The 17447-nt window shown below is 56.6% G+C and carries 17 protein-coding genes, 1 tRNA gene and 1 pseudogene; 7 read left to right on the top strand and 12 right to left on the bottom strand.

Annotated elements, in window-relative coordinates; genetic code table 11:
- Positions 1 to 463 precede the first annotated feature (463 nt).
- Positions 464 to 1960, top strand: coding sequence for a spinster family MFS transporter (locus BOSE62_RS13215; protein ID WP_201295682.1), 1497 nt, complete (start codon positions 464 to 466; stop codon positions 1958 to 1960).
- A gap of 89 nt (positions 1961 to 2049) precedes the next feature.
- Here the strand turns inward: BOSE62_RS13215 and BOSE62_RS13210 are convergent, their stop codons facing one another.
- Together BOSE62_RS13210 and BOSE62_RS13205 are read right to left on the bottom strand one after the other, a co-directional pair.
- A complete protein-coding gene (locus BOSE62_RS13210; protein ID WP_159646962.1) occupies positions 2050 to 2445 on the bottom strand; it encodes a cupin domain-containing protein in 396 nt (131 codons plus the stop codon).
- A 45-nt stretch (positions 2446 to 2490) separates the two neighbouring features.
- Entirely contained in the window at positions 2491 to 3096 is a 606-nt protein-coding gene (locus BOSE62_RS13205) for a hypothetical protein (RefSeq protein WP_159646960.1), read from the bottom strand.
- Positions 3097 to 3445: 349 nt separating this feature from the next.
- On the opposite strand from BOSE62_RS13205, the gene BOSE62_RS13200 reads away from it, so the two are divergent.
- Positions 3446 to 4039 carry an HdeD family acid-resistance protein gene (locus BOSE62_RS13200; RefSeq protein ID WP_159646958.1) on the top strand — a complete coding sequence of 198 codons (594 nt, stop codon included), beginning with the start codon at positions 3446 to 3448 and terminating at the stop codon, positions 4037 to 4039.
- A gap of 82 nt (positions 4040 to 4121) precedes the next feature.
- Positions 4122 to 4721: a hypothetical protein gene (locus BOSE62_RS13195; protein ID WP_159646956.1), complete on the top strand. Its 600-nt coding sequence runs from the start codon at positions 4122 to 4124 to the stop codon at positions 4719 to 4721.
- A gap of 198 nt (positions 4722 to 4919) precedes the next feature.
- Here BOSE62_RS13195 and BOSE62_RS13190 read toward each other — a convergent pair whose 3' ends face one another.
- From BOSE62_RS13190 to ftsE, 5 genes are all read right to left on the bottom strand, one after another.
- Positions 4920 to 5891, bottom strand: coding sequence for a hypothetical protein (locus BOSE62_RS13190; protein WP_201295681.1), 972 nt, complete (start codon positions 5889 to 5891; stop codon positions 4920 to 4922).
- Between the two features lie 176 nt (positions 5892 to 6067).
- The gene (locus BOSE62_RS13185; RefSeq protein WP_159646954.1) at positions 6068 to 6757 is read right to left on the bottom strand and encodes a lysophospholipid acyltransferase family protein; all 690 of its coding nucleotides are present in this window, start codon (positions 6755 to 6757) and stop codon (positions 6068 to 6070) included.
- Between the two features lies 1 nt (position 6758).
- The gene (locus tag BOSE62_RS13180; protein ID WP_159646952.1) at positions 6759 to 7292 is read right to left on the bottom strand and encodes a YdcF family protein; all 534 of its coding nucleotides are present in this window, start codon (positions 7290 to 7292) and stop codon (positions 6759 to 6761) included.
- An 8-nt stretch (positions 7293 to 7300) separates the two neighbouring features.
- On the bottom strand, positions 7301 to 8197 hold the full coding sequence (locus tag BOSE62_RS13175) for a cell division protein FtsX (protein ID WP_159646950.1): 897 nt from the start codon (positions 8195 to 8197) through the stop codon (positions 7301 to 7303).
- A gap of 15 nt (positions 8198 to 8212) precedes the next feature.
- Positions 8213 to 8923: a cell division ATP-binding protein FtsE gene (ftsE, locus tag BOSE62_RS13170; protein ID WP_159648045.1), complete on the bottom strand. Its 711-nt coding sequence runs from the start codon at positions 8921 to 8923 to the stop codon at positions 8213 to 8215.
- Positions 8924 to 9120: 197 nt separating this feature from the next.
- On the opposite strand from ftsE, the gene BOSE62_RS13165 reads away from it, so the two are divergent.
- Entirely contained in the window at positions 9121 to 9894 is a 774-nt protein-coding gene (locus BOSE62_RS13165; protein ID WP_159646948.1) for a zinc-ribbon domain-containing protein, read from the top strand.
- 18 nt (positions 9895 to 9912) lie between these two features.
- Here the strand turns inward: BOSE62_RS13165 and BOSE62_RS13160 are convergent, their stop codons facing one another.
- Positions 9913 to 10164, bottom strand: a complete 252-nt coding sequence (locus tag BOSE62_RS13160; protein ID WP_159646946.1) for a hypothetical protein — start codon at positions 10162 to 10164, stop codon at positions 9913 to 9915.
- Between the two features lie 254 nt (positions 10165 to 10418).
- Here BOSE62_RS13160 and BOSE62_RS13155 point away from each other — a divergent pair.
- Positions 10419 to 10507: transfer RNA gene (locus BOSE62_RS13155), tRNA-Leu, on the top strand.
- A gap of 412 nt (positions 10508 to 10919) precedes the next feature.
- Here the strand turns inward: BOSE62_RS13155 and BOSE62_RS13150 are convergent.
- The 4 genes from BOSE62_RS13150 to BOSE62_RS13135 form a co-directional block, all read right to left on the bottom strand.
- Positions 10920 to 12581, bottom strand: coding sequence for a recombinase family protein (locus BOSE62_RS13150; RefSeq protein ID WP_159646944.1), 1662 nt, complete (start codon positions 12579 to 12581; stop codon positions 10920 to 10922).
- On the bottom strand, positions 12578 to 13015 hold the full coding sequence (locus tag BOSE62_RS13145) for a DUF2924 domain-containing protein (RefSeq protein WP_159646942.1): 438 nt from the start codon (positions 13013 to 13015) through the stop codon (positions 12578 to 12580). The genes BOSE62_RS13150 and BOSE62_RS13145 overlap by 4 nt, the downstream gene beginning before the upstream one ends.
- Complete coding sequence (locus BOSE62_RS13140; RefSeq protein ID WP_236554023.1) at positions 13015 to 13323, bottom strand: DUF3489 domain-containing protein; 309 nt, start codon at positions 13321 to 13323, stop codon at positions 13015 to 13017. The genes BOSE62_RS13145 and BOSE62_RS13140 overlap by 1 nt, the downstream gene beginning before the upstream one ends.
- Positions 13324 to 13761: 438 nt before the next feature.
- Complete coding sequence (locus tag BOSE62_RS13135) at positions 13762 to 14523, bottom strand: hypothetical protein (RefSeq protein ID WP_159646938.1); 762 nt, start codon at positions 14521 to 14523, stop codon at positions 13762 to 13764.
- A gap of 957 nt (positions 14524 to 15480) precedes the next feature.
- Here BOSE62_RS13135 and BOSE62_RS13130 point away from each other — a divergent pair.
- Both BOSE62_RS13130 and BOSE62_RS13125 read left to right on the top strand, forming a co-directional pair.
- Positions 15481 to 15849, top strand: a complete 369-nt coding sequence (locus BOSE62_RS13130; RefSeq protein WP_268893908.1) for a DDE-type integrase/transposase/recombinase — start codon at positions 15481 to 15483, stop codon at positions 15847 to 15849.
- Between the two features lie 115 nt (positions 15850 to 15964).
- Positions 15965 to 17349, top strand: a pseudogene (locus BOSE62_RS13125) (IS3 family transposase).
- Positions 17350 to 17447: the final 98 nt, after the last annotated feature.

Raw genomic sequence — 17447 nt, 5'->3', positions numbered from 1 at the left:
AAACGCCGGATTTCTGGCCTTTTTTGGTCCGCGACCGCTCGTCTAGTGTAACCTTCCAGATAGCCCTCGAGCCGGTCCGCTAAAAACTGGCGGCGGCAGCAAGCGTGATAATTCCGTCCAAATGGTCAAAGAGCCCGTCCTGCCCAAGACGCAGGATCTTTGGCGATAACAGACGGCCGAGCCAGATGTAGGACAGCACTATTTCAGTAACGGAATGTGGTTTTATTGTACCATATAAGCCTTCCGTCTCTGTTCCCCGCCGCAGGGCGGGGGTCCAAGTCGATCACACAGGACAGTTCCGGGCGGCGCCTTTCGGCGGCGAACAAGCTTCAGAAAAAAGCGTTCGTACGGTGCTGGTCGAAAGCGTTTTTTTACAACGGGATATACAATGCCATAAATTTCGGTACGATGCCGGGATACCCAACGGCAACAATCAGTTGGGAACCGCTAGGGGAGTCTGGATTTGGCCGAAGCTACAGCGACCGAAGTCGCGCATTCCAACCATGGTGCCAGCAATGGCGGGAGCCCGGACACGGGTTATGGAACCAGGAATTACCGCAATTATATCCTCGGCATCCTGCTCACCGTCTATATTTTTAATTTCATCGATCGCACGATCATCAACATATTGACCGAGCCGATCAAGGAAAGCTTCGGGGTTGAGGATTGGCAGATGGGGCTGCTCGGCGGCCCGGCCTTTGCGATCCTCTATACATTTGTCGGCATCCCGATCGCCCGTTTCTCCGAGAAGAACCACCGGGTCTGGATCATTGCGGGATCGGTGGCGCTTTGGAGTCTGATGACCGTTTTGTGCGGCTTTGCCACCAGCTTTATCGCGCTGTTCATATTCCGTATCGGCGTCAGCATCGGCGAAGCGGGTTGTTCACCGCCTGCCAATTCGATCATCGCCGACTATTTCATTCCCAAGGAGCGTTCGACCGCGGTTTCGGTCTACGCGCTGGGTATCCCGCTCGGCGGCATGGTCGCTTATGTGTTCGGCGGTTTCATTGTCGGAAGCCTCGATGGGCCGACAGTCGCTGCGATGTTGAGCAGCTGGAACTGGACCTGGGCGGTCAACGCGCTCGACTGGCAGAATATCGAGGGATGGCGCGTTGCTTTCGTGGTGGTCGGCGTTCCCGGCCTGATCGTTGCGATGATCGTCAAGATGACAATCAAGGAGCCGCCCCGCGGCTACACCGACCCCGTGGAAATGCAGAATAAAGAGCATGTCGGGTTTCGCGAAGTCTTGAAGATATTGTCGCAAAAGCCCGCTTACTGGCACGTCACCATGGGCGTCACCATCGCCTCGTTCGTCAATTATGGCGTTGGCCAGTTTTTCGTGTCCTTCCTGATCCGCACCCATGAACTCTCGATCTTCGATGCGTCGGTCAAGGTCGCGCTGGCTCTGGCCGTCATGGCGTCAATCGGCACCTATATGTCGGGGTTTCTGGCGGACAAATATGCCGAGCGTTTTCCCAAGGCGCTGGCCCTGATACCGATGTTCGCGCTGCTCGGCGTCATCCCCATGCATGTCGTCGGCTATCTCGCCGAATCCCTGTGGCTGGCAATCCCGCTGATGATGGTTGGCCAGATGCTGCTCTACACCTATCTCTGTCCGCTCTATGCCGTACCGAGCGGGGTGGTCGACAGCCGGATGAGAGCGACGGCGGTTGCCGTGACCCTGTTCATTGTCAACCTGCTCGGATACGGGCTGGGACCGCCGCTGATCGGCGGCCTGTCGACGATATTGAACGCGACCTTCCTGTCGGGACTGGACCCGACGCTGACGCTGGAGGCGTGCAAGGCAAGCAATCTTGCGGTGGCCGCACAGGCCGCTTGCGATTCGGCCAATGCGGACGGACTGCAATGGTCGATGATCCTGTTCAAATGCCTCTATCTCTGGGCCGTGTTTCATTTCTACATGGCCAGCCGTACGATCCAGCGCGACATGGGGCGCTAGCGGGAAAGGGCCAAACGGATGACTGGGACTCGCCGCCAGAGCGAAAAGTCTCCGTCATCCGGTTGGTAAAGTGGCAATCGGAATGGCCGCTATTCCGTCGTCTTGCCGTCGAAATGCTCATGCTCGTTCGCAGCATCGGCCGCGGTGGCATGGACAGTACCGTCAATATGCTCGGGCGGGCCATAGATCGTATATAGCCGAAGCGGTTCCTTGCCGGTGTTCACGACATTGTGGCTGGCACCCTGCGGTACGATAATGCCGTCATCGGATTTCACCTTATTGGCTTTTCCATCGATCCAGATTTCGCCGCTGCCCTCTTCGATCCGGAAAAACTGGTCCCGGTCGTCATGCACTTCCATACCGATTTCGTCGCCGGGTTGAAGCGTCATCAGCACCAGTTGCAGATTATGGCCAGTGTAGAGCACGCGACGGAAGTCATCATTCTGCTCCGTCAGCGCTTCGATATTGTCGACAAATCCTTGCATGCGAATATTCCTTTCGAGGGTAAACCGGTGGTGTCGTGCAAATGACTATTCGGTTTCACCGTTCTCTGCCATTTCTTTTTCCCAGGTTTCCCTGGCTGCCACTTGCGCAGCTTTGCTGGCGTCGGCGGTCGCCGCAGCAGCTTTTATCGCTGCCTTTTGCGCCGATTCGGCCGCCTGTTTTGCGGCCGCCGCGTCGGATTCCAGTCCCGCCATAAGCGATGCATTGGTTTCACGAACGGCAGAGCCAGTAGCGGCTACAGCCTCTTCCACCAGATCCTGCGCTTTCCGCGCATTTTCATGCGCTGCCAGATCCAGTTGGCTGTTGGCCATGGCAATTCTGGCCTGAGCCCGTTTCGCCGCGGCCTCCGCATTGATCGCCATCTGGGCGGCGGCCTCCTTGTCTTTCTGCGCTTCGGAACAGACCGCCAGTTTGGCCGCCATCACAGCCATCCTGGCTGCATCTTGCGCCTCCAGCGCCGCCTTGCTGGCATCATGTTTTGCCGCATCCATAGCGTCGCGAGCGTCGTCCATCGCATCATTTTCGGATGTGGTGCATTCTGCTTTTTCTCCGGTTTCGGTTTTCTGGCTACAACCCTGAACGGCCAGGGTCAGCACTAATGCGGCGGCGACGGTGGATAATGTCTGTTTCATGCCTCGGGTTCCTTGATGAGATTTACGATCGGATAGAATTATCCGTCTGGAATTGGTCCTCAGAACAATATGTGCGGCGCCTTGTAACTACGTAATTTCCACTAAATGCCAGCCATCCGGGCCTTTAATTTTGCGCAGAAAAACAAGGATTTCGAAGCAAGACAACGGGGCGCCGGCTAAGTGAATTTACGGATTTTGAAGCCGGACCACTGCCGGTAAACGGGAACGGAAAACTTGATCCCTGCCGATAGAGTCAAAGGTTCGATTCGGTAGAAAACAGAAATCCGGATGCTGCCCCATTCCCTGAACCAGCGACGGATTTCTGCCCCCTTCAACGATGGAGACAGACATGGCTACGACAATTGCGGATGACTTGCCGGATATTGAAGAAAATACGTCTAACAATCGAGGCTGGATGATCGCAACCGGCGTGATCATGATTCTTGCCGGTACCGGGGCCTTGGTCTTTCCGCTGATCAGCAGCTTCGGTGTAGCGATTTGCGTTGCCATTCTGCTTGCCGTTGCCGGGTTCGCCCAGATCATACACGCATTCAGCTATCCGACCTGGGGCAAAATAACACTGGCGGTTCTGGTCGGCATTCTCTGGCTATTGGCCGGTATCGTGCTGATGGCACGACCGCTGGACGCTGTTTTCGTTCTGACCATATTGGTTGCAGCGGCGTTTCTGGCCGAGGGCCTGTTGAAAACCATATTCGCCGTCAAGACCCGTCCGGAAACCGGCTGGGGCTGGATCCTGTTCGACGGAATTGTGGCGGCCGCCATCGGTATATTGCTCTGGTGGCAACTTCCCTTCTCAGCGCTTTGGACGCTGGGACTATTGGCCGGGATCAATATTCTCATCTCCGGCTGGGCACTGGTGATGCTCGCCGGTGCAATTCGCAAACCGGCGCAATCTGCCGAAGCCGGGAAAAGCAGCGCCTGATCTTATCCATCGCCGTTGATGCGCCCGGTGCCGGATCGACGAGAAACTGACTTTGCAAGCCCAATCCCCAAAGGAGAATGAAATGACCGATCAAAGCCATCTGCACAGCTATATCGAACGGGCCAAGAACCGTCTCGACGAGATTGATGCATCCGTCGCGCATTTTGAGGCCAGAGCTCAGGAAGTGCAGTCCGAAGCCCGCACCAAGGCGGATGCCGCTATTGCCAGGATGAAGGCCAACCGTGAGGCCTACCGGGCCTGGGTTGCGGAGAATCAGGAAATCGGCGACCGGATCACGGCCGAGGCTCGCAAGGAGATGGAAGCCGAATGGGCTGCGTTCGAAGACAATATCATGGCCTATTTTGACGCCGCTGCCGGAATGTATGAGCAGGACAAGGCCTATTTCCAGGTGCGGATCGCGGCGCTGAAGGACGCTTGGGAAAAGACAGTGAAACGCGGCAGGGCAGCGGCAAGGACATTGCAGGTTTCCAGCCGGGAGGAAGCGGACACTGCGGTCGCGAAACTCGAGGAAAGCGCGGACAGGGCGAACGAAAAACTGAAAGAGCTGAACAAGGCTGGCAGTGCATCATGGGCCGCGGTCCGCGAGGCCTTAACGACATCTCGCACGGCCTTTGACAAGGCGCTGGATGAGGCTCAGAAGGCCTTTAAAAAGGCCGTATAGTCAACCGGACATCCATAGCAGTACAGGGGAACGCCTCCCTTCCCGTTGCAGCTATGCAGATGCCCGATGTCGAGTGGCCCGGGCTCCCCTATCCAGGAGCCGGGGCCAATCTTTTCCGGCAGACGCAGACGCGCCTTCATCCGGCGGTATAATTATCTGAAGGCTGGTACCGGATATACTCCCGAGGGTGCGAGCGGTTTACAGCTGCTCCAGTGCGAGGTTGATTTCCTGAAGCCGGTCACCGCTCGCCGGCTTCATGCCGTCATCCGATGCGATTTCGAGCTGCTTTTCGCCATAGGCCCAGCGTTTGAGAATATCTCTCTTGTTGCAGTCCGGAAGCTCTGTTGCCAGCAGATCGGCCGGCGTCTGGAATATGCTGGCGGGATTGCTCAGCAGCGCTTCGATATCCCAGCCCTGCGTTTTCGCTCTCGACCGCAATGTTTCGAGATCAAGGTTCCGGTCTATCTTCGCCTTGACGTCCTGTTCCGTGGGCAGAACTTCGCCGGCGATATAATATTCCCCGTCCGGGAGATAGGAATAAGGCACGCCGCGATAGGCCTGCAGCTCGCCCGCGACGGCATCGCCATTGTAGCGGTCCTCCAAGACTGCATGATGCTTGGGGAGGTCATGAACGTGCACATCCAAGCCGCTATGATTCGCGAGAATTTCTACTGCATGCTTTTCATCGGCCGCATTCCAGGTCCGGACCCACAGCAGCAGTCCGCCGCGTTCGAGCTGATCTTCGACATAATCGGCGTGATGCTCGCCGATAAGCTTCGCCAGAACAGCGCCGATCGCCCCGCCTCCGATACCGCCGGCCGCAGCGGCTATGATCGCTGCACCGATGGCACCGCCCGACGCCACCACAGCGGTAAGCGTCGCCAGCGCGCCGACATAAATGAACCCGCTAAAGACACCGCCCTCCGCATCGCCGATCGCATCCGTAGAAATATAGGCGGTGGTGGGTACGGCCGCATCATCTTCCAGTTCCTTCACCGAAGTGTAGCTGTGCCCCAGTTCCTTTTGCACCGACGAAAGCGGGGCAAGCAAACTGAGTTCCGAACGATCGAAACCGTGCGAGAGCAAATCGTCCACCGCAGCCTGCAGCGCGCGTTCGGATTGAAAGACACCAACCGCTTCGCGGACGGTGGGGGTTTCTTGCTTGGCCATATCATCTTCTCCGGTAATAATTTGCGTAACGGGGGGAAGAATTCCGGGACGCACGTATATTCCCCATCATGGCTGAATGCCCTACCCCGCTATCACCGGCAGATAACCCCGTAATCTTCCTTAGACGCCGCATCCGACGGCACAGATGGAGCAATCCTCCGACAGGCCGGCTGCGCTCAATCGTTCAGCATATTGATCGCCGTATGCACCCGGTCGCGAATCTCGTCGCGGTCGAGGCCCGGTTCTATTTCCGGCTGCACTTCATAGGTGATGACACCGCTTTTCTGCACAAATGTGTCGCGGGGCGAGACGATACCGCTGTTCAGCGCCACCGGCACCAGCGGGATGCCCAGCAGTTTGTAGATACCGGCGAAACCGGTCTGCAGTTCCGGCCGTTCGCCATGATGGGCGCGGCTGCCTTCGGCAAAAATGACGATCGGGCGGCCTTCTGCAACGGCTTTCTTGGCCTGCTTGATGATCTGCCGCATCGCCGCGCCACCACCATCGCGATCAATGCCGAGCAATCCGTGCCTAGTGGCGATCCAGCCCCACAGGGGAATGACCAGCAGCTCCTTCTTGGCGATCACCACCGGCTTGTCGAACAGACGCAGCAAATCGATGGTTTCGAACATGCTTTCATGTTTGAAGACATAAAGTAGCGGCTCGTCGCGGATCTCGCCGCGTACCTCGACCCGGATACCGAGGATCAGCCGGGCGCAGAGATAGTGATAGCGGCTCCAATATTGCGCCATATAATAGATGGTCTTGGGCCAGAAAAAGGCGCCGAGAAAGGTGGCGATGATGATTGGAACCGAACCGATGTAGAAAACGGCCATGAAGATCAGCGAACGGATGACGGACAGCATCTCAGACCCCCGCCAGAGCAGCCAGCCGGCGCATCAGATATTTATTATACTCGGTAAACAAGGTGCCGAGCGAAGGGCGCGTCTGGACGGCATCGGAAAGGATCCGGACATCAGCCGGCATCGCTCGTTCCAGTTCCAGCCGGGCCCGGCGCATATGCCAGTCGGAGGTCACCAGGCGCACCGACTTGTCACCCCGCCGGGCCGCCCAGCGGGCTATTTCCAGCGCGTTGGAACGCGTGTCGACCGCCTGGAAACCGAGATCGATGCAGCAATCGAACAGGTCATCCGGCCGGTCATATTCGGCGGCGAGTTCCGCCGGTTTCACATCCCGGTCAACACCGGAGATCAGCAATCTCCCGGCGCTTCTGGCTTCCAGGATGTCCAGCGCGCGATCGATACGTCCGGCACCGCCGGTTAGCACGACAACCGAACCGGTATGGGCATCATCATCCGCTGGACGCGGCAGATCGATGGCAAACCAGGCGAAGCCGATGATCCAGAGCAGGATCAGGAAAGAGAAAAGGCGCAAGATCATCCGGGTGACTATAATATCTTTTTCAGGGCGCCTAAAACCGTCAATCTGGCGGTTATCATGGCAAGGAACATACCCAATATCGGAATGCTGGCAATTATCAACCAGCTCCACCAGTCAAGGCCGACCGATTCCACCAGTCCGGAGCCGAGAGCGGTCAGCTGGATGCTGATCAGCCAGATGATCGCGGCGCCACCAACCAGTCCAATCAGGCCGCCAAGCAAGGCGTCCAGCGCGATCCGCCGCTGGAACAACCGGCTGATCTGCTGATCGGTACCACCCAGCAGATGCACAACCGCGATGGTCTCGCCGTGGGTGTTGAGCGCCGATCGCGCCGAGATGATGACCGCCGCTCCCGTCGCCAGGGCAAGCAGGCAAACCAGACCAAAAGCAATCCACTGCAAGGAACGCACCAAGGAAATGACCGGCGCGATATAGCCGCTGCTCGGTTCGACCCGGGCGCCGGGTGCAATTTCCAGCAGCGCTTCGCGCAAGGACCGATATTCTGCGTCCGTTGCAACCCGGACCAGTTTCAGGTCGATCAACGCAGGAAGTGGAATATCGTCGGCCAGATCCCGGGTCCCCAGCCAAGGCTCGATCAGCGCTTCTATCTCTTCGGGCGGCAGCAGCCGGACCTCGTCGATAAGCGGCAAGGCCCGCAACCGTTCGGCGGCGGCGGTGGCCTGCCGGCTGCGCACTTCCGGATTGGCTTCGACAATCTGCACCGTCGCCCGACTGGACAGTTCGTCCGATACATCACCGATCGCCCGGGTCATCGCCAGCCCGGCCGCGGCGGCCAGAACGGTGAGAAAGATCATGATCGCAATCACCCATGGCATCGGACCGGACAGTCTGCCCTCGGGTATCAGGCGGCGGTCATGGCCGGGAATCGCGAAAAATTTGAACATCGGTCCGGCGCCCCGTTACAGCTGGTCTTTGGGGCGTGGCGGATGGCGCAGCGATCCGGTCGGATCGGCAAGCATGCCTTTTTCCAGCCGCATCATCTGCGCGCCCGGGATCTTGCTGAGCAGATGGATATCATGCGTAGCCACGACGATCGTCGTGCCCAGCGTATTCAGTGCCTCGAACAATTGCAGCAGGCGGATCGCCATTTCGGGATCGACGTTGCCGGTGGGTTCGTCCGCCACCAGTATCTCCGGCCTGCCGATCACCGCGCGGGCGATCGCCACGCGCTGCTGTTCGCCACCCGAGAGGGTCGCCGGCCGGGCCGAAGCCCGGTCCCCGAGACCGACCCATTCGAGCATCTCCGCGACAGGAACCTCGAGGTCTTTCTCGCGCACTCCGGCTACCCGCAAGGGAAGCGCGATATTGTCGAAGGCGGAAAGATGCGGAACCAGACGAAAATCCTGAAAGACCACACCGATACGGCGGCGAAAGCCCGGCAGCCGCTCGCGCGGCATGGTCACCGCATCTTCGCCGAAAAGCCGGATCACGCCGCGGCTGGGACGTTGAGAGAGATAGAGAAGTTTCAGCAATGACGTCTTTCCGGCGCCGGACGCGCCGGTGAGAAAATAGAAACTGCCCGGAAACAGGGTAAAATTGAGATCGGCGAGAGTTTCCGCCCCCGCACCATAGCGCAGGCCGACATTTTCAAATCGAACAATTTCGTCCAACATGCTCTACATTCCCATATCGCGGCGAAATATTGCCCGGTCGGCCGACCAATAAGCCTTTAACAGCCTCCAAATCAACTCCGCTGTCAACCGGCAACGATCGAATCGGCAGGAAAACGCGGAAAAACCTGCTTCGGTCTCAAAACGGTCAAGCAGCCACTTGCAGTTTATCGTGATGCCGTGTTTAGAGGGGTGTCATGATCTTGAACTGCCCGGCCTGTAAAACCCGTTACCTTGTGCCAGACAGCGCCATTGGACCCAATGGGCGCTCGGTACGCTGCGCGTCCTGCCGTCATAGCTGGTTTCAGGAGCCGGCCATTCCGGAAGAGATTCCAGTCCGGGAAAAGGAACCGGCCGCTGCGGCACCTGCCGCGCCGTCAGCACCGGCAACCGATACTGAAGCCGCGGTTGAGCAGGATTGGGAACCCAGTCCGCCCGTCTCCCCGATTACGCGATCGGCATCATCGCCTCCCATTTCCGCCAGCCAGGGTTATGGCGCGGGGGATAGCAGCTTTGCCCATGAACCGCCGTTCAAACCGCGCCGCAATCCGGCGAAATTGTGGACCTTGGCCGCCGTCGCCTTTGCCATCTTGGTAATAGCATCGGGCGCGGCGCTATATTATTTCGGGCCGCCCCGGTGGGTTTCCGACTATGAATTCGCCTCGACCGAAGAAACCCCGCTGCTCATCGAACTGAGCGAGAAACAGGATCGCCGGACCTTGCCCGACGGGACCGAATATTTTGCTGCCAGCGGGACGATTATCAATCCGACGACCAGTGAGGAGGCGATCCCGCCGATGCTGGTGATCCTGCGCGATGCCGGCGGACGGATCGTCTATAGCTGGAAAATGAAGGCACCGGCCGCATCGCTCGCACCGGGTGCCAAGATCAATTTCAACGAAGCCAAGCTGGACGTGCCGCGCGCCGCAAGCCAGCTGGAAGTCGGCTGGGCGGATCAAAACCGCGAATGATCGCCTGCCGAAATCGGTTCAGTGAAACTCCTGCAGGCTGACTATCCGGCCATCGTCGCTTTTAACCGTGCCGGCCGACCGGGTCGGGGGCAGACGGAATATATCATCTGCGCCCAAGTGCTGCACGCCGCGCCGATCGACCGCCGTATCGAAATCGATCACGTCCGCGCGCAATATCCGCACGCTGGCGACCGCCTGTACGCGCGTCGGACCGGAAACGGGCTGTGCCGGGGAACGGTCCGGTGGCGCTGCAAGCAGCAGCAGGAGCATCAGGCTGTCCATGCACCGAATAAAGCCGATCGGCCCTGCAGGGAACAAGGTCAATAGAAGGTTAATCGCCGCCCCCGACCCTCATTTTACCCGTCCGGCAAGGGCAAAGCCGTTTCCTGTGCTTTTGCGGGACAATTCCGGTCTGGCCGTTAACGAATAGGCGAGATGGCGACGAATATCTGTTGCGGCTGGGAAACCCCTTTGCTAAGGGCACGCGCCTACCCGGGACATAGCTGTCCCAAGCTAGAGACAGTGCGGTCGTGGCGGAATTGGTAGACGCGCAGCGTTGAGGTCGCTGTGGGGTTAATACCCCGTGGAAGTTCGAGTCTTCTCGACCGCACCAGACAGTATAAGTGCTTGATAAAGAACGATATTTTATCATGCAGCTTAGCGTGTTCCCTCTTTGCGCGGTATCGCCGACTTTCCCAGAATTCGCCGGAGATCCCTACCGATTTGCCGAATTTGTCATTCAATTAGCCAAGCTGATCATGAAATGACACTTGTTGCGGTTTTCTTGTCATTTTCGAGTCTTCTCGAGAGCACCAGACAGTCTTTGAATATCATCCAAAATCGACAGATTGCAGGAGTCTGGGCCATAACCCCGCATTTGCGGCGGTATTGGCGGATGGATCGTTATCGATTGTGGCGGGAGACCAGCGTTGAGCAGGACAATCTCGGTCAAAATTACCCAAAGTCTCCACCGTCAAAAAACCCGCCTCAATGGGCGGGTGGCAATGGATCCGAGGATGTGGACGTTATTTCGTGAGCGAGCCAACCCCAAGCAACTGTTCCTGCTCACTCCAGGCGAGCGGTAGCTCAATCTCCATAATTCGCTTCCGGCTGAGCAGGGATGGCTGGCTGCCCTCCACAATGGCTTCGACGATGCGCGGGCTGAGCCAGCTGAGTTTGACAAGCTGGGTCAGTTGCTTGCGGCAGCGTCCCTCGCGCGTTGCGATTCTTTGAAGCGGTACATCGGATGATGCGAGCACCAGTTTCTGTGCTGACATCGCATCGGCAAGAAGTCCCATCAGCTTTGGGTCGATGTTTTTGGGGCGGTCGTCATTGCTGTCGATCCTCAACTTGGCTTCCCGAAACGGTTTCTTTGCTGGTCGCGGTATTTCATATTGCCAACTGGAGGTAAGTGGTTCGTCGATCCCGAACTGATTTGGGTCGAGTTCAATGATCATCCGATCAACAGCAAAGCTGATCTTGCGGACCAGCTTTTGAACGGTCGAGCCCAAGTCGGCTGCCATTTCTTGTCCGTGCAACTGAGCTTGGGCGAACATTCTCTTCAAGGATCCACCATCTGTCAAACAGGCGATGCGGCGCAGTGCATGCTGGTCGCTAAGCAATGCCTTAATGTGCTCAGCCACATGTCTTTCCAGATGCACCATGGCATATCGTGTGGATTCTGCTTTGTCTGGTCCGGTAAGATCGCGGCGGGTCTCATAGTAGCGATACCGGCGCGCGCCCTTGGTGGCATAAGTTGGAACCATCGGCCTGCCTTGTTCGTCGGAAAGCAGACCCCTTAACACTGCCTGCTGGGGATCATTGCTTGGCCTTTTCCGGGGCGGGGCTGCGCTGGCGAGCTTGACTTGAACCGCGTCCCAAAGCTCAGCATCGACGATTGCCTGATGCTCGCCATCATAGATTTGACCCTTGTGCACGATCTTACCGCGATAGACGGGATTTTTGAGCAGATGGAACAGACTGCCTCGCCGAAACGGGATACCGCCTCTGTGTGGCCCACTCACACGCTGCTGTACCTTGGTCAAAATGCCTTCGCTTTCAAGCTGGGCCAGTAAGGCGGGAGCCGACTTGCTCGCAAGATAGCGGCGCATAATGGTTCGAACACGCCGCGCTTCTTCCGGCTCAGCAACCAGTTTGCGATCCACGACAATATATCCGAGCGGAACCGGCCCTCCCATCCACATGCCTTTTTTCTTGGAAGCGGCAATCTTGTCGCGGATACGCTCGCCGGTTACCTCGCGTTCGAACTGTGCGAAGGACAACAACACATTGAGCGTAAGCCTGCCCATACTGGTCGTCGTGTTGAACGCTTGTGTAATCGAAACGAAGCTTGCCTGTTTTTCATCGAGGATCTCGACGATCTTGGCAAAATCTGCCAGACTTCGCGTTAGGCGATCAACCTTGTAGACAACGATCACGTCAACAAGGCCGTCCTCGACGGCCTGCATCAATGCTTTCAAGCCGGGGCGCTCCATCGTCCCGCCAGAATAGCCGCCGTCATCATAGGCATCGGGAACCAGTTTCCAGCCCTCGTGACGCTGGCTCAATATATATGCCTCACAAGCCTCCCGCTGGGCATCCAGACTGTTAAACTCCTGTTCCAGCCCGTCCTCTGTGGATTTGCGCGTGTAGATGGCGCAGCGGACAGGATTGGGCACTGTGGTCATGTTGCTGCCGCCCTGATGACCGTCAGGCCAAAGAAGCGAGGTCCCGACCATTTTGTGCCAGTAATATGACGTGCGATGGCAGTAAGCGATTTCCATCGCTTACCATCATATTCAAAACCGTCATCGAGCACGGTCACGCTATGGCCGACACCGTGCCAGTCGCGGATGAGCTTCGTGCCTGTGCTGAGTTTGGAGCCAGTCACCAGCTTTGGTAGGGCGGGTATATCCTCGCTTCCATATCTCGCCAGACAGGCAGCGGTCCGCCGGTCCAGCCTGCCCAGCTTCTTTTCCTGCAGGCGATAGGACAGACCTCGTCGCAACAGATCTGGTGATAAGGAGGGTGCGGCGCTGCCACAATGGCGATGCCATGCCGTTTGCAGGTCGGCAACCGGCATGGTCTCTATAGCAGCTAGTGAGATAGTCCGCCCCGCCATCAGGCTGCTTCCTGCCTCAGGAACACCGTCCCGTTAACATCCGGCGTTTTCGCAGCATCGGTGACCGCTGGCTCCGATGTCTTATCTATCCGATAATAGCTGGTATCGTCCTTGCGTTTAGCGCGGATGATGTTGTGACCCTTTCTGCGCAGGCCGGTAAGGAACGCGCGGCAACTATGGGGCTGCCATCCGGTGGCTTGGGCAATCTCACCGAGCGAGGCACCCTTTGCCGAACTGAGGAGTTTACTGACGATCTCGGCTTTGGTTGGTTGGTCGGCCTTGTCTTTAGCGGGTACTGATTTTTTCATTTTGGGTCTCCGGTTTTGCGCCGAATAATCCGGCGCTTCCACTGACCCAAGGTCGCATATGCTTTTGTTTAGCTGCGACCTGACCGATCCGGTCATCCCGTTCGGCAGGAACAGCAATGCTCTGTTTGGAACGCAAGTCCAGTCGAATAACGGGCACAACCAAACAGTTTTGGTGATTTGAACCTGCTATATTTGCAAAAAGAAGCAGCAGTCAGCAACCGTGCCACTTGCGGTGATTCGAACTGATTAGATGGAAACAAAATCTGCCGTTCTGCTACCGAGCCGATAGCAGTCAATCGCTGCGGTCCAATATTATGTCCGCTTCGCGCCCAATTGTCGTCATTCCGAAGGCAGACGCTCGTTCCTAAAAGCTGCCATTCAGCGTCTAGAATTTGCTCACACTCGAACGGCAACAAATGAACCTGCTGTAGCGCGGCGTCAGTCGACGATAGGCTGTCCTTTGTCCCGCTTCTTGATGCCCGCCTCGGCGTTACGGATTCGCTCGGCTATGTCCGGATGATCGGCTGCGCGGGGCAAGGCTTCGCGGTTGTGAACATGCACCACAGCCGGCATCTTCTGGATCATGAAATTGTGCATGAGACTTCGTGCCTCGCGGAGTTCGGCAAGCAACTGGCTGAGATGCTCAGCAGAGACCACGCGCGCGGTATCTAGCATGCGGTCCTTATTGAGGGCAAGCTTCGGACCGCCTTCGGCCTCGGCACGTAGCGCCTCTTCCATCGCCCCGGTGTAAATATCCGAGTTGGCAACGACCAGATCGTCGGGCAATTCTTTACATACCGCCCAAATGCCGTGCGCGATGTCATGCCGCTTGTTTGCGGGCAGCGCGACATAGCGCAATATTGACCGGACTTCGATTGCAAGCGCGTCTCCCTGCTGGCTCTTCAAGTGGCGAATGAAGAACTTGCTGCGCGCGTCCCAGCCCTTGATTGCCTGCATCTCGGCAAGTGCGCCTCTGTCATTCGCGCACAGGAGGAAGATCGCATCTAATCTGCCCTCAATATCGGCCCAGGTCGCAACGATCAGTCCGAAGAACGCCGCTAGGTGAGGCCGTTGCAACACAACGTCAGGGTGGATTTCGAGGCTCGGTTGATCGGGAAGGCGCTGATCACTAATATGCATACGAGCATGCATATACGAAATTTCGAGCCCATGCCTGCGGTTTCTTCCATGATCGCCCAAAGACCTGAACTCCGCGCACTGGTCGCAGCCCGAATTCACCGATTGGTCACAAGAGCGAAGGTCTGCTGCCTGCTGACGGTATCAAAATGCCGCTATACCGCTTGTGGCCCAGTATCAGCCTTTACACTCTGTCCGATTGAATGGAAGGCTTCAGGCAGCAGATGATCTCCGCTAAACGACAGCAAATGGCGTGCTTGCTGACTGGTTGCTTTTACTTTCCATATCATCGGGTCGAACGGCAGGAAGTGGGTGGTTAGCGGTCATACGAACAGCCCGATATAAACGCCCGCTTTTGAGCCAACAGCGGACACAAAAAAAGAAGGCGATTGTTGTTAAAAGTCTTTTCGCATAGATCAAACCGGTCGATTGCGATTTAAGGTAATGCTGTGTCTGTTTACTCAAAGGCTAAGCGCCATATCATTATTGTAATACTGAGTATGCCATTGATTATGTGGGGTGTCCCAATGGTTGCGAGCTACTTCGGGCTAAACCCGGTTGCATTTATGTTTCCGCTAATGGGTTTGTGGTTGATCATAGGGGGCTTAGGTTCTTTTGTTATAAGATGCCCAAATTGCGGTAAATCTTTGTTCATGCATGGTTGGATAAGTACGCCATGGCCTGAGAAAGTGTGTAGCAAATGCAATACGAACCTAACTTGACAGCATCCTTTTTCTGATCTGGTCCTTTTCCATTGCCTCAAGTCTGCTTTTACGCCCCAAGTGGACGTCGAATTGGAACAACGCGAACGTCCGCAACTGGGGCGAAAGCTGAAAGTCAGCTTTCCGTGCTGGATCACCAATTGCGGACTGTCGGCAACCGGCCCATTTCCAGACCCATCGTGCCGCGCCAAAAAGGTTGATAATTAGCCAGTATGTTAACCCACTAAGTTTCCAATGCTAATCTTTAGCCATCGACAATTTAATTTCTCCAAAGATCCATCATGCGTTGCCGTTTCATGTGGGTTCCAAAGCCGCCAGAAAGCTGATGCGCAGCCTGCTTAAGAAGCAGGAAATAGTTCCTATACTTATCGTGACTGACAAGCTGCGATCTTATCGCACTGCATTTCGTGAAATGCGAATTACCGCTCAGCATATCGATAACAAGCGTGCGAACAATCGGGCAGAAATTCCCATCAGCCAGTGCGAAGACGAGAACGAAAGATGCAGCGTTTTAAATCCCCCGGCTCCGCCCAACGCTTCCTCAACGTCCACGCCACTACCTACAATCACTTCAACCACCAACGTCATCTTGTTAACCGAAACCTGTTCAAAAAAACTCAGAGCAGATGCTTTCGCTGACTGGAAAGTTGCGACAACCGCAGTATGAATCTTTGGACTCAATACAACATCGCGACTGTCCCCCGTCAGCATTCAATAGACAGACTGGCTGCATAAAATAAGTGAGTGTTTTGGTTTCAGTGCAGTGACTGTAAGGAACGAAAATGAAAGCAAAACACTCAAAAACCCCCGCGGAGCGGGTGGTAAAGGATATCCGCAGAGCCACGCGCAAGCAGTATAGCGCAGAGGAAAAGATACGGATCGTGCTGGAAGGCCTGCGCGGCGAGGATAGCATCGCCGAGCTGTGCCGCCGTGAGGGTATCGCGCAGGGCGTATATTACAAATGGTCGAAGGATTTTATGGACTGAGGCAACGCAGCCATGCCTGGGGCATGGCGAGAACCGAAGGACAAGCGCCGGCTTGCCGGCGATACATCGCGCGCTGCCAATAGCGACGAGGTCCGTGATCTTCGTAAGGAAGCCCGCGATCTGAAAGAGGTGGTCGCCGAACAGATACTCGAGAACCGCCTACTCAAAAAAAGCATGATCGGGGATGGGGGCGACGACGAATGAGGTATCCCGCATCCGAAAAGCTGGAGATCATCCGCATCGTCGAGCGGTCACATCTACCTGCCAAGCAGACGCTGGACAGGCTGGGCATCGCTCGGCCTACCTTCTACCGCTGGTATGATCTGTATCAGCGGTTCGGCGAAGAGGCGCTGGAAGATCTGCGTCCCGGCCCCAAGCGTGCATGGAACCGGATCCCCGACAAGGTGCAGGCACAGATACTGGAGATGGCGCTGGAACGCTGCGAGCTGAGCCCGCGAGAGCTGGCGGTGACATTTACCGATGAACAGCGCTACTTCGTGTCGGAGGCCAGTGTTTACCGCCTGCTCAAGCGCCATGATCTGATCACCAGCCCGAACTTCATCGTGATGAAGGCCGCCAGCGAGTTCAAAGACAAGACCACTGCACCCAACCAGCTGTGGCAGACGGACTTTACCTACCTGAAGATCATTGGCTGGGGCTATTATTACCTGTCGACCATCCTTGATGATTACTCGCGCTACATCATTGCTTGGAAGCTGTGCACGACCATGCGTGCAGAAGATGTCACCGATACGCTGGAACTGGCTCTTGAGGCATCAGGCTGTGCATCGGCACATGTGCTGCACAAACCGCGCCTGCTCAGCGACAACGGGCCAAGTTATGTTGCGGGCGAACTTGCGGATTATCTGGCCGACAAAAAGATGCGCCACGTTCGCGGTGCACCGTTCCATCCGCAAAGCCAGGGCAAGATCGAACGCTGGCACCAGACCCTCAAAAACCGCATCCTGCTCGAAAATTATTATCTGCCCGGTGATCTAGAAGCGCAGGTCGAGGCGTTCGTCGAGCACTATAATCACCAGCGTTATCACGAGAGCCTGAAAAACGTCACACCCGCCGATGCCTACTTTGGCAGAGCGGAATCCATCATCAAACAGCGAGAAAGGATCAAACGAAAAACAATCGAGCAAAGGCGCTTGCAACACCGAAAGCTTGCAGCCTAATATCAACCAACCAGATGGAACCAAATACTCGCCTATTTTAAACCGGTATCAGTCTCAAATTATCTGACGACGGACACCCGCTTTATCTATGACGGCGA

The organism is Sphingorhabdus sp. 109 (assembly GCF_902506555.1).
GTDB lineage: Bacteria > Pseudomonadota > Alphaproteobacteria > Sphingomonadales > Sphingomonadaceae > Parasphingorhabdus.
Note: the sequence above shows the minus strand (reverse complement) of the source record. Positions and strands in the feature narration are given on the sequence as shown.